Source organism: Pontibacter pamirensis, assembly GCF_010015475.1.
GTDB lineage: Bacteria > Bacteroidota > Bacteroidia > Cytophagales > Hymenobacteraceae > Pontibacter > Pontibacter pamirensis.
Window position 1 is genome coordinate 169,110 of record NZ_SSNI01000004.1, and the last position, 12,888, is coordinate 181,997.

Consider the following 12,888-nt stretch of genomic DNA (forward strand, 5'->3'; position numbering starts at 1 on the left):
TTACTGTAATTTGAAGTGTTATTTGTGCTTATTTAGATTTAGCGTAATTAATAGCCGCTTTTACAAACTTAACAAAAAGCGGGTGAGGGGTCAGCGCGGTGCTTTTTAATTCCGGATGATACTGTGCTGCCACAAACCAAGGGTGATGCTGCAGTTCAATTACCTCCACCAGGCCTGTGTCCGGGTTGATGCCAGAAGCAATCATACCAGCCTGCTCAAATGCCTCTAAGTACCTGTTGTTGAATTCATAACGGTGCCTATGGCGCTCTGTTACTTTTGCCTTCCCATAAATAGAATAAGCCTTAGAACCTCTTTTTAGTTCACAGGTATAGGCTCCTAAGCGCATCGTTCCCCCCATCTGCGTTACCTGTTTCTGGTCTTCCATCATGTCGATAATCGGATGCGGTGTGTCCGGAAACATCTCGGTAGAGGCGGCACCCTCCAAGCCTAACACGTTTCTGGCAAACTCCACAGCGGCGCACTGCATACCCAGGCAAATACCCATAAACGGGATATTGTTTTCCCGCACAAAACGGATAGCCTCTAACTTTCCTGCAAAACCACGCTCTCCAAAGCCGGGAGCCACCAATACGGCATCCATGTCTTTTAGCAAAGAGGCAACATTGTCGCAATTGAGGTTCTCAGACTGGAACCACTTAATGGTCACTTTGCACTCATTGGCAGATCCGGCATGCACAAAAGACTCAATAATAGACTTGTAGGCATCCGGTAACTCTACATATTTACCTACCAAAGCAACATTTACCTCTGCGGTAGGGTTTTTTAAACGGCCTAAAAACTCTTTCCAACTGTCAAGGTTTGGCTCTATTCTGTGTGGCAGCTTCAGTTTGCTGATAACACGTTCATCCAGCTTTTCCTTGCGCATCAGCAAAGGCACGTCGTAAATGGTTTCAGCATCCAGAGACTCAATCACAGAGTTGGTCTTCACGTTACAGAACAAAGCGATCTTTTTGCGCATTTCAGCCGGTATAGGGTGCTCTGAGCGGCACACCAGTATGTCCGGCTGCACACCAGCCTCCGACAGCGTCCGCACAGAGTGCTGTGTCGGCTTGGTTTTTAACTCGCCAGCTGCCCGCAGGTAAGGTACCAGTGTCAGGTGAATGACGGCTGTCTCGTGCACACCCAATTCCCAGCGCAACTGGCGCAAGGCCTCAATAAACGGCAGTGACTCGATGTCACCCACACAACCGCCTATTTCAGTAATCACAATGTCAAACTCCCCCGTCTGCCCTAACAACAGCATGCGGCGCTTAATCTCATCTGTGATATGCGGTATAACCTGTACTGTTTTGCCTAAGTAGGCTCCTTCACGCTCCCGCGTAATCACGTGGTTGTAAATGCGCCCGGTGGTCACGTTGTTAGCCTGTGACGTAGGGGCATTCAGGAAGCGCTCATAGTGCCCAAGGTCCAGATCGGTTTCAGCGCCGTCTTCCGTTACAAAGCACTCACCGTGCTCGTAAGGGTTCAGCGTGCCCGGATCGATGTTGATGTAAGGGTCAAATTTCTGAATAGTTACAGCGAAGCCTCTTGCCTGAAGCAATTTAGCCAGAGAGGCAGAAATAATGCCTTTGCCAAGAGAGGACGTAACACCGCCTGTAACGAATATATATTTAGTAGCCATAAGTTAGGGTAAGTCTTATGGACTGCAAAGGTACTGTAATAATTTGATTATCCTGAAGATAAGCTAACAGATGTCGCCGCCCCTTAGGATATCTTTGTTAATATTCAAGCACTTTTATGCTATTAAAGCGGCATCTTAAATATATATTAAAAATTATATATTTAAGATGCCGCTTGTTGCTATGTTGGTTGTTTCCCGATGATTACGGAAATATATTTTGTATATTTTTGTTACCATCAATTAATCTATATATTTACATCTGTTAATATCAATTCGTACTTATTATCATTAAGCCTTATTTAAATCGTTCGCTTGTCTATGTTTTCCAAAACAAAATTTTTAACAGCGCTCGTCTTTTCTGTTTTGCTTACAGCAATTCATGTGGAGGCACAGACATACTCTTCTAAATCTAAACGAAGCAGCTACAAACGAAGGTCCGATACAGGAGTAGTGCTGGTGGCCGGTGCCGGTGTATCAGTCTTAAACAGCGACAACAGAGTGCATGATTTTCAGGGAGAAGGATTAGGCCCGCTCAGGAACAATGGCTTGGGGCAAAATTACAACCTAGGTATTATGTATAGAATGTCTCCTATGATAAGCTTGCTTGGCAGTTTGGATTATCATGGGTTTAAAGCCGCTGAAGGGATGGATACTGACGAATCATATAATGTTGCTTTCAGATCACAAGCTTACATCGCTTCTGGATCTGTGGTTGTAAACCTGGTTAACCGTTACAGTGGCAGAAGTGCGAAGCTAGTGATTCCTTACATAAAAGCTGGTTTTGGCGCAGCAAGTTATTCAGCTTCGTCTTTTCTGGTTGGCGATGGAGGTAAAGAAATTAAGCTCTCCAATTTAAGGGGTTATCCTGCTCTTGCTGCTGTTGTACCTGTAGGAGCAGGTTTGGATTTTCGCTTTTCCAGCGCCATTAGTGTCTCGCCGGAAGTATCATTTAATTTAACTTCTACGGATTATCTTGATAACATGCCTGATGAGGTTGGTGCTTTTGGGAAAAACGATCACTTTATTAATGCCTCGATTAAAGTTTTTTACACACCAGACGCTAGAAAATACGTTTACAAGAAAAAAAGACAGTATTAGACTTCATAGAGCTCATACACATATACTTAGTGCTGCTTTACCAGAACAGATGCCCTGAGAGTTCATTTTAAAGATTTTATTGAAGCCGCTCTGTTGTTTCTTTTGATCAGTATACTTTAGAAAAAACGCAGCTGCTGCTGCGAATGCAAGCACTTGCAGAATCAATTGATAATTTCAGAGTCAGTTCCAAACCTTATATAAAAAGAATAGCCCCGGTCAATCTGGTCGGGGCTATTCTTTTTATGACTCTTAAATTAGTATGTGCTTAACTCTTTGGGTCGAGAATCGCGTCGATGCGTACAAGCGCATCCTGCAGGTGATACTTCGTCATGGTGTCTTTGGTCTTAGCGATAGAACCTTTTATCTGGTTACGCAGCAGGTTCAGTTCGCCCCGTACCATCGGACGTATATCAGATTGTGACACGTTGATAGGCGTAGCACCCATAAATGCACGTGCTCTGCCTGTTACTGCAGTCGGCTCTTCTTTCATCAGGTACTCCATGCGCTCGATATAGCCACGCTGCAAGTTGCGGCGATACATGTCGATTGCCTTGCCTGAGGCAATTTCTGACCAGATGCCGGAGCGCAAATCAGCCATCATCTCTGGAAGGGTATAGGTTTTGTCACCTAACATTGCCTGCGCTTCGAGTACACGCGCCATTCGGCCCGGTTCCAGCACATTGTTGAGCACACTCACCTGTGCATTCCGCACACGGTCTACTGTGCCGGCAGATTCGATCTTACGCAGGATGTTTTCATCCAGCATCCAGATTGGAGTCGCGAAGCTCTGCTCATTCAGGAACTTCATAGCGCGCTGCTGCTTTTCCTTTGGCACCGTACTGTATACATCGCCTTTCTGGTCGTAGGTCTTATAATTTTCATACACCCCGCCGATGTTGCTGGTCACATGCCCCATATAACGGTTCCACTGGCCCAGCACCTGCAGGTACATTTCCTGCAGGTCAGCATAGTCTTTATTATCCTCCGCTGTCCAAGTAATCAGGTTCGGCACGATGCGCTTCAGGTTGGCAATGCCATAGGTGCTGGCCTTCATCGCATCGTCACTCAGGTCTTCTGTCTGCGAAGAAGGGTCAGTTGGGCGGCCCATCTGGCGGCCAAAGCGGTACATTGGGTCATTTTCATGTGCCTTAATCCAGGAGGCTAGTTTTTCAGTGTTATCTGAGCCATTCTTTTCTGGGAAATAGGAGTACCCCCATTTCACGGCATATTTATCATACACGCCAATGGCAGGCATCAGGGCAACACCTTTGTCTTCCGGCTGCGCCACATAGTTAAAGCGGGCATAGTCCATAATGGAAGGGGCCGTGCCCATTGTTTTAGTAAACTCAGCGTCACGCAGCTTTTCTACCGGGTAGGCGGCACTGGAGCCCATGTTGTGTGGCAAACCTAATGTATGGCCTACCTCGTGTGCGGCCACAAATCGGATTAACTCACCCATTACTTCATCCTTAAACTTCACACCACGTGCATCAGGGTTAACGGCAGCTGTCTGAATAAAATACCAGTTGCGGAGCAGGTTCATCACGTTGTGGTACCAGCCGATGTCGCTTTCCAGGATTTCACCGGAACGGGGATCATGCACATTAGGGCCATAGGCGTTCTGCGTCTCAGAAGAGAAATAGCGGATAACGGAGTAACGCACATCTTCCGGGCTGAACTCCGGGTCTTCCTCATAAGAAGGCGGGTCTTTAGCCACAATCGCATTTTTGAAGCCTGCTGCCTCAAAAGCTCTGTTCCAGTCCTGCACCCCCTGCTTCAGGTATGGGCGCCATTTCATTGGGGTGGCCGGATCGATATAGTATACAATCTGCTTCTTCGGCTCTACCAGTTCGCCACGGGCATAGGCAGCCTCGTCTTTTGGCTCCAGTCTCCAGCGCACAATATACTTGCGGGCAGCGGCACGCTGCTCGTCCGTACCATAGTCTGTCTGGGAAATAGTAAAAAACCCGACACGCTGATCAAATTTACGGGCAGCCATCGGAGTCTCGGGTAGCAACACCATCGAGTGGTTCAGTTCCACTGATATAGTTCCGGTTGAAGAGTTTGATGGAGCATCCGTTGCGTCATACGTCATCAGAGAACGCGCCTCAATGTTCAGCGGGAAGCTTTTTACGCTTTCTATAAAGGAACGCTTGTCATCAAGTTTCTTTACTTTATACTTTTCACGCGTGTCTTTATCCAGACCAAGGGCAGGTACATCTTTAGAAAAGAAGTCTGTCACCTCTACCACTTGCGTTCCCTCACCAAAGGCTTTAATATCAAACGCCTGTACCACAGGGGCTAAGTTTGAGTTCTGTACAGAACGGAAAATTTCAAGGGTGTCAGCGGCAACATTTTCTGTCGAGATAACCCGGAGCAGCACACGGTTTCCTTTTTTCTCCCAGCGCAGCATCTGTGTGTTCAGTTCTTCACCGCCGTAGCCAACGTTATTTGCCGTTTTGGCAATGCGGCTCACCATCAGCATGTCGCGGTTCAGGAGCGTGTCAGGTATTTCATAAAAATACTTTTCATCGATATGGTGTACCTTAAAGAGGCCATCATCAGTGACCGCTTTGGCTGTTATCACCTCGACATAGGCCTTTGGAGAACCGTCATCTTTTTTAGTGGGTGAAGCCGCAGTAGCCTCTTGCTTGGCTTTGTTTTTTTTCTTGTCTTTCTGGGCTGTGGCCGGTGAGGCTAGTGTACAACCCGTCAGCAGCAAGGCCACTATGGGCGCATAGTGTAGTTTTTTTTGCATCAGGTTAAATTAAACAGGTTTGATAGGTAAAGTTTTTCGAAAATAGAGATTTGTACTGAAACTTCTACAGCAGGTGCAGCTTTTCTTAAGACTGCAGACTGGGAAGAAGGTTTAATAGAGGTTTATATATAACTGTTTTTGTCTGAAATATGGACAATAAGCTGGTGTTGCTTAGGCACATGCAGCCACGGATTTGCTTGTGCTAGAACTCTATTGTTAGTTGATAGCCCTCCTGTTTATCGTGCTGGTAAAGGAGAGACGACACGGCTATACCAAGCAGGCGCACCGGGTAAGCCGGGAGTTGCGGGGTACGCAGCAGGTCACGTGCAATGGTAAAGATGGCATCAGCTGAACTGAACTCGCTGAGGTAGGTTTTGCTGCGGGTGTTCAGGGTAAAATCAAAATACTTAATTTTAACTGTTACCGTTTTGGCTGTGGCTTTCAGGCGCGCCATATCATGGGCAACTTCCTCTGCCAGGTATTGCAGGCGCTCCAACATGTCGGACTCTTCCGTCAGGTCGGCATCAAACGTACGCTCCGAACCAATTGATTTGCGGACACGGTGTGGCTGCACCTCACGCTCGTCATGGGCGCGGGAAATACGGTAGTAGTAGCGCCCCACTTTGCCGAAGTTGCGCACCAGTTCTTCCTCCGAACGCTGCCGCAGATCGGCACCCGTTACAATCCCCATGCTTTGCATTTTGGCCGCTGTCACTTTGCCTATGCCATGAAACTTATCGATGGACAGGCCTGCAACAATTTCTTCGGCTTTATCAGGTGTGATAAGAGTGAAACCGTTTGGCTTGTCCATGTCGGAAGCCAGTTTGGCCAGAAATTTATTGTAGGAGACACCTGCTGAAGCAGTTAACCCGGTTACCTCTGCAATACGCGCTTTTATCTCTTTGGCGATGATGCTGGCAGAGGGCATGCCAATTTTGTTTTCCGTCACGTCCAGGTACGCTTCATCCAGCGACAGCGGCTCCACCAGGTCGGTATAGGAAAAGAAGATTTCCCTGATCTGCCGAGACACCTTACTGTATACCTCGAACCGGGGCTTTACAAAAATGAGCTGCGGGCAACGTTGTGCTGCTATCTTAGAAGCCAGCGCTGAATGCACGCCGAACCTGCGGGCCTCGTAACTGGCTGCTGCCACCACACCACGCTCTCTCGAACCACCCACCGCCACAGGCTTTCCGCGCAGTTCAGGATTGTCGCGCTGCTCCACCGACGCAAAAAAAGCGTCCATGTCCACATGAATTATCTTTCGAATTGCTTGACTCAAGATGTCAGTTTAAGTAGCAAAGTTACAAATAATGGCCATTTTACTAGCCGGCTTATAAACAGTAGGCAGTGCCACCGTATACCATACAAAAAACAAGAGATTAACCTTTAAATGAATAAAGCTATGAAAGTACTTTTTGTATTAACATCCCATGATAAACTCGGAGATACAGGACATAAAACCGGTTTCTGGATTGAAGAATTTGCCGCTCCATATTATGTACTATCCGATGCAGACATAGACATCACGTTGGCATCACCGGCAGGAGGGAAGCCCCCGGTTGACCCAAGCAGCGAGGCACCCGGAGCACAGACGGAGGCTACGAACCGATTTAATGACGATAAGGATTTACAGGAGAAACTTTCAAAAACAGTGAAGCTCAGCGAAGTGAAGGCAGATGATTTTGATGCTGTTTTTTACCCTGGAGGACATGGGCCTCTTTGGGACCTGACAAATAATGAAGATTCTATTCGGCTTATTGAATCCTTTGCGAAGCAGAAGAAACCAATTGCTGCGGTGTGTCATGCACCGGCTGTATTTGCAAAAGTGAAAGGGGGAGACGGAGAGCCTTTGGTAAAAGGAAAAAATGTGACCGGGTTTACCAACACAGAAGAAGAGGCTGTGAAACTGACGGACGTAGTACCGTTTTTACTGGAGGATAAGCTGAAAGAGCTGGGAGGCAACTACTCGAAGGTAGAAGACTGGCAGCCGCACATAGTGCGCGATGGCATCCTGATTACAGGTCAGAATCCTGCTTCTTCAGAAGGGGCAGCTGAAGAACTGCTCAAACTGATGACAATATAGCCTCTTTCTGACATAGTTCTTAACTTAAAACCCCACCCGCTATTAAATTTCCAGGTGGGGTTTTAAGTTAAGGAGCTGAATTTTTCCCATAGTTAAAAGTGCAGAAGGTATGCGTTTTTCTTTACCCGTTTTCCAACAAACCCCTTACTTTTGTGGTTAAGGACAATAGCACATAACATAAGCAACACAAATGGCTACTCTACTTGACTTGATCGGCAACACCCCCATGGTGGAGCTGCAGCAGATAAACACAAAACCCGGTGTTATATTATACGCTAAGCTTGAAGGAAATAACCCTGGCGGTAGTGTGAAAGATCGTGCCGCGTATGGCATGATAAAAGGCGCCCTGGACCGAGGCGAACTGAAGCCTGGTATGAAATTGATTGAAGCAACCAGTGGAAATACCGGCATTGCACTTGCCATGATAGCGCGTCTTTTTGGTGTGGAGATAGAGCTCGTGATGCCAGCCAATGCCACCCAGGAACGAGTGCTGACGATGGAAGCTTATGGCGCCACAGTAACACTCACACCCGCTGAAAGCTCTATGGAGGGAGCTATTGATTATGTGAACGATAAAGTGGCGCAGGGAGGCTACCTCTTGCTGAACCAGTTTGCCAACCCGGATAACTATATTGCGCATTACCAGTCAACCGGACCTGAAGTATGGCGGGATACTAATGGAGAGGTGACGCATTTTGTTTCTTCTATGGGAACTACGGGTACGATCATGGGTGTGTCACGTTATTTGAAGGAGCAGAACAGCAACGTGAAGATTGTAGGCACACAGCCAGTAGAAGGTTCGCAGATACCCGGTATACGCCGCTGGCCACAGGAGTACCTGCCCAAAATCTTTGAAAAAGAACGCGTAGATATCACCATTGATGTGTCGCAGGCAGAAGCCACTGCCATGACAAGGCGACTTGCCAAAGAAGAAGGCGTGTTTGCAGGTATGAGCAGCGGCGGCGCAGTATTTGCCGCTACAAAACTGATAGAAGAACTGGAGGAAGGGGTTGTGGTGTGCATCATTTGCGACCGGGGGGATCGCTACCTTTCCTCTGACCTATTCGCTTAGGCAACAGCAAAGTAGATCTAATAAAATTTAACTGGAGCCGGACATGCTTAATCAGCTGCATTTCCGGCTTCTTTGTTTTTGCCTGAGGCATTCAGTCTATACGCGAGCTGCCAAACCTTCGTAGTGAAAAGTGTACGGTGAAGGAAGTGGATGTATTTCAATGCCATCCTGCTATAGAAGTTTATTTGCGCTGCATAAATCAGCATGAGAACACAGGAAGGAGAAAATATTTAAAGTAGACTTTATACTATATCTATAGTTAGCAGTAACATTAAAGTCTAAACCATTTGCTATTTTAAATGTACATACATTAATTAGTGGCCAAAATTACACGAACTATATATAACTATGAGAAAGATAAAAAAGAAATATAAAGCCGTTAGTGCTCCCATTAGTGACCTGATAACTTACAGAGCCCTTCCAACGCGTGAAGTGGAGTATATTGATCCATTTCTGTTTTTGAACCACCACGGACCCCAAACATACAAGCCGAACAACAACGGTTTGCCATTCGGACCGCACCCGCACCGGGGCTTCGAAACACTGACATTTATCCTGGAGGGCGACATCATGCACCAGGATACCGGAGGCGGCAAAAGCGTGATTGAAAAAGGGGGAGTGCAATGGATGACAGCTGGTTCAGGCTTAATTCATGCTGAAATCTCCTCTGATAAATTCAAGAAGGAGGGAGGTCCTCTTGAAATTCTGCAGTTATGGTTTAACCTGCCTGCCAAACATAAAATGGTAAAGCCAAATTATATTGGCCTGCAGCAGGACCAGATACCAACAGCTACTGAAGATAATGGCAAAGTAAAGGTGAATGTGATTTCAGGGAAATGGGGTGAGGTGCAGGGGCCAATAGACTCTTTAGGAGGTATCGATATGAGTAGCATTGAGCTTCAGAATGGTGGCACCTTTACCACCAAAGTGGCAGCAGAACGCAACATCTTCTTTTATGTAGTGCGCGGAACGGTGAACGTAAACAATGAGCCGGTAGAGAAGCTACACCTTGTGGAGTTTGAGCAGGTAGGAGATCAAATAAAAGTAGAGGCATTGGAAGATGCGGTGCTGCTCTTTGGCCACGCCCTTCCGTTTAATGAACCGGTTGTGGCCCAGGGGCCTTTTGTGATGAACTCAGAGCAGGAAATACAGGAAGCCTTCCGCGACTACCAGGCTGGGAAAATGGGTAGTTGGCATGAATAAGGTATAGGAGGGTATAGTAATTAATACCCTTATTTATTCTCAAACAAATTAAAAGCGGCCCTGCCAGGTATGTCTGGCAAGGCCGCTTTTAGATCTTCAATTAAATTTTAATCACATCCTATAACGCCACTGCCAATCGGAGCGCCAGGAGGAAGGTCTTTGTGCTGCGGGAGCTTCACGGTCTCCATCCCTGGGTTTTCTATTCGCTCCATGGCATAAATCAGGTGGGCTTTATACGGACTGTCGCCCATGCGGCGGGTCTGTCGCTGAATGTATTCTTTCAGGTTGTTCAGGGTCAGGTTAGCTACGGCGCGCGCCTGGTATGAGGTGTTTTCGTTGTTGGCTAGCGCCAGCAGGTGCGTTAACACCACTTGCTCTGTTTGCTGCTGCACCTGTTCTTCCAAGCCTTTTTTACGAGGTGCTTTAAAAGTACTCTTCACCAGTTGGTCTGTCACGTCGCTCAACCCAAGGCTGTTGTTGCGAGCCTGTAGTTCTATCAGTCTTGCTGCGCGCTCCGGGTGAAGCAGCAGGCTTATCGTGAAATCAGCAGAGGCTTCGGCAGCGGCCATGGGGTCAAAGGTAAGGCCTGTGCGCTTTTCAAACAGCTCCCTTGAAGCGCGGTAGCCTGGCGGGCGCGGCGGAATCAACTTGATGATATGTTCCGGCACCGTAAGCACGTCCGGCTGTAGTGTGGCCAGCATAGCGTCCAACGCCTGCTGCTGTGTCTTTTTGTCTAAGGGCGCTGTTACTGTCTGCCTGTCTCCCCGCACAGCATAGGTATAATTTACACCGCCCACTAATTTGGAGGTTGCTTCTGTCTGGTAGCGATGGTAGTTATATACCGGCACCAGTACATCTTCTAACAGCGCGTAAGGCATTCCGGGTTTAATATTATTCGGCGAAAAGTTCTGAAGCGCTTTCTGGCGCACGGCCAGCACGTTTCTTAGCTCTTCAGCTGCATCAGGGCCATTGTCCCATAGGTGCGCCTGCGGGTGTGCGCCACCTGTCGCTCTTGCGTCGCGGTCGGAGATAAACTGCAGACCGCGGTCGATGCCGGACAGCAACAGCTTGTTTAAAGCCTGCTCTTCGTTCACTTCCTCCGGAAAATCCTGGTATCCGTAGGTTATAGCTAGCTTGTCCCATTCTCCGATGCCTGTGGCATAGGCGTTAGAGAGGTCCAGGTTTCCCCTTTTGTCTAACTGCACCAGCGGGTGCGGATAATCCATTACAGAAGCGCGGTCGCTTACGCTGGCGGCATAATTGTGCATAATGCCCAGTGTATGGCCCAGTTCATGTGCCGAAAGCTGCCGAATGCGTGCCAGCGCCATCAGCATCATTTCCTCTGATTCCGGTTTGCCTTCCTGGTATGGCGCCAGCAATCCCTCGGCAATCAGGTAATCCTGGCGCACCCGCAGGGAACCCAAAGATACATGCCCTTTGATAATTTCACCGGTGCGCGGGTCTGTTACGGTAGCGCCATAGGACCATCCGCGTGTGCTGCGGTGCACCCATTGAATCACGTTATAGCGCACATCCATTGGGTCAGCTGAATCGGGCAGCACTTCTACCTTAAGGGCATCCTGGTAGCCAGCCGCTTCAAAAGCTTGATTCCACCATCGAGCTCCTTCCAGTAAGGCTGTCCGGATAGGCTCCGGTGCTCCATTGTCTACATAATATATGATAGGGTCCACTGCCTCTGAACGGGCAGCACCCGGATTCTTTTTCTGCAGCCGGTGCCGGGCAATAAAGCGCTTCTCAATGTCTTCGCCCACGGGGGTAGCATAATCATAGTATGTTATGCCGAAGAAGCCCGCCCGAGGGTCCATATTTCGGGTTTCATAATTCCCGTCAGGCAACTGTATAAAGGAGTGGTGCTGGCGCATGGTAAGGGCCTGCACATCCGGGGCCACCTCACGCACATAAGGTCCGGCATCTTCGCCCCCGGTAAATGTAAGCATGGCCTCAAACTCCGTGTTCTTCGGGAAGTTCTTAGTACGTGGCAGGTATAAGGCAGAACGGCTGGCGTCGAGGCGGTAGCTCCCCTGTCTGCTGCCTTTCAGGCTTCCGATAACATCATGTGCATCGCGGAGCAGGAAATCGGTGGCGTCTACCAAAACGCGGCCAGACTCTTCAGCCTCAACTTTGAATCCCCACAAGATGGACTGAGCGAAGGACTCTTCCACCGCGCGGGCTTCATTGCGGTTATTGGTAGTGGCGCGGTAATTCAGATTCGGTTGCACCAGCATTACCTTCGGCCCAATTTTCCGGAAATAGACCACCCGATCGCCTCCCAGTTGCCCACGGTCTAGACCAATATCATTGGAGCCCAGTCCGGCGGCTAGGGAGTTTACATACAAAAAGTCAGTGTCAAAGCGGTTGATTTCAAGCCACACTTTGCCTTCGGCTTCATCCCAGTAAAAGGTAAAGTAGCCGGGGTAACGTTTCATGCCTTCCGTTTTGGAAGCAATACTGGGCAACTTCTGAGCTATGGCCATATTTACCATGAATGGCAGTAACAGCAGCAGTAGCCTGAGTTTGCGAAAAGTGTTTCTCATGTTTTACTTATAGTGCTAATGATTAGAACAGGAAAGATAAGATTTAAAAGGTAACTGGAAAAGTGGATTAATGAGAGCAAAAGTAAGTGGGGGGGGCAGTTAAGTTCAACCACAGTGATGCGCTCACCTGAGAAAGGCTTTCAGCTCTTTACTTTGATACAAATGTGAATGTAGCAAAAGAAAAATTCGAGGTTTCTATGTACCCTTTGTGTTTCCATATTTCGGGTATAGCTAACCTAAAGGGACAGAGCAGGAAGTCTCTCCTCCAGATTATAATATTCCTATATTCTGACTTCTATATAGCAGTGAGTACTCAGGTACAAGCAGTAGTATTTCGGCATAGAACTTGCATTTGTTTGATTTAAATTTTATACTTATTCGTTCATTTATCGTGCTGCAGTTCTGGCTTAGCCTTTTGGAATGTCTTCCTCCATCATGAGAATGTTAACCTTATTAGACTTTTAAAGAGAATCA

The 12,888-nt window shown here is 47.8% G+C and carries 8 protein-coding genes; 4 read left to right on the forward strand and 4 right to left on the reverse strand.

Annotated elements, in window-relative coordinates; all coding sequences use genetic code 11:
- Positions 1-28 precede the first annotated feature (28 nt).
- Complete coding sequence (locus tag E1919_RS05960) at positions 29-1,642, reverse strand: CTP synthase (RefSeq protein WP_162052440.1); 1,614 nt, start codon at positions 1,640-1,642, stop codon at positions 29-31.
- Between the two features lie 318 nt (positions 1,643-1,960).
- Between E1919_RS05960 and E1919_RS05965 the strand changes: the two genes are divergently transcribed.
- A complete protein-coding gene (locus E1919_RS05965; protein WP_162052441.1) occupies positions 1,961-2,740 on the forward strand; it encodes a hypothetical protein in 780 nt (259 codons plus the stop codon).
- Between the two features lie 265 nt (positions 2,741-3,005).
- Here E1919_RS05965 and E1919_RS05970 read toward each other — a convergent pair whose 3' ends face one another.
- Both E1919_RS05970 and dinB read right to left on the reverse strand, forming a co-directional pair.
- The gene (locus tag E1919_RS05970) at positions 3,006-5,498 is read right to left on the reverse strand and encodes a zinc-dependent metalloprotease (RefSeq protein ID WP_162052442.1); all 2,493 of its coding nucleotides are present in this window, start codon (positions 5,496-5,498) and stop codon (positions 3,006-3,008) included.
- A 202-nt stretch (positions 5,499-5,700) separates the two neighbouring features.
- Complete coding sequence (gene dinB, locus E1919_RS05975; RefSeq protein ID WP_162052506.1) at positions 5,701-6,783, reverse strand: DNA polymerase IV; 1,083 nt, start codon at positions 6,781-6,783, stop codon at positions 5,701-5,703.
- Positions 6,784-6,903: 120 nt separating this feature from the next.
- Between dinB and E1919_RS05980 the strand changes: the two genes are divergently transcribed.
- The 3 genes from E1919_RS05980 (at position 6,904) to E1919_RS05990 (ending at position 9,859) form a co-directional block, all read left to right on the forward strand.
- Positions 6,904-7,584, forward strand: coding sequence for a type 1 glutamine amidotransferase domain-containing protein (locus E1919_RS05980; RefSeq protein WP_162052443.1), 681 nt, complete (start codon positions 6,904-6,906; stop codon positions 7,582-7,584).
- A 190-nt stretch (positions 7,585-7,774) separates the two neighbouring features.
- Entirely contained in the window at positions 7,775-8,656 is an 882-nt protein-coding gene (gene cysM, locus E1919_RS05985; RefSeq protein WP_162052444.1) for a cysteine synthase CysM, read from the forward strand.
- A gap of 348 nt (positions 8,657-9,004) precedes the next feature.
- Positions 9,005-9,859, forward strand: coding sequence for a pirin family protein (locus tag E1919_RS05990; RefSeq protein WP_162052445.1), 855 nt, complete (start codon positions 9,005-9,007; stop codon positions 9,857-9,859).
- 107 nt (positions 9,860-9,966) lie between these two features.
- On the opposite strand, the gene E1919_RS05995 is transcribed toward E1919_RS05990, so the two are convergent.
- Positions 9,967-12,414, reverse strand: a complete 2,448-nt coding sequence (locus E1919_RS05995; RefSeq protein WP_162052446.1) for a zinc-dependent metalloprotease — start codon at positions 12,412-12,414, stop codon at positions 9,967-9,969.
- Positions 12,415-12,888: the final 474 nt, after the last annotated feature.

Coding starts and splice junctions, on each gene's coding strand:
- E1919_RS05960 (WP_162052440.1), bottom strand. CDS start 1,642: ATGGCTACTAAATATATATTCGTTACAGGCGGTGTTACGTCCTCTCTT.
- E1919_RS05965 (WP_162052441.1), top strand. CDS start 1,961: ATGTTTTCCAAAACAAAATTTTTAACAGCGCTCGTCTTTTCTGTTTTG.
- E1919_RS05970 (WP_162052442.1), bottom strand. CDS start 5,498: ATGCAAAAAAAACTACACTATGCGCCCATAGTGGCCTTGCTGCTGACG.
- E1919_RS05980 (WP_162052443.1), top strand. CDS start 6,904: ATGAAAGTACTTTTTGTATTAACATCCCATGATAAACTCGGAGATACA.
- cysM (WP_162052444.1), top strand. CDS start 7,775: ATGGCTACTCTACTTGACTTGATCGGCAACACCCCCATGGTGGAGCTG.
- E1919_RS05990 (WP_162052445.1), top strand. CDS start 9,005: ATGAGAAAGATAAAAAAGAAATATAAAGCCGTTAGTGCTCCCATTAGT.
- E1919_RS05995 (WP_162052446.1), bottom strand. CDS start 12,414: ATGAGAAACACTTTTCGCAAACTCAGGCTACTGCTGCTGTTACTGCCA.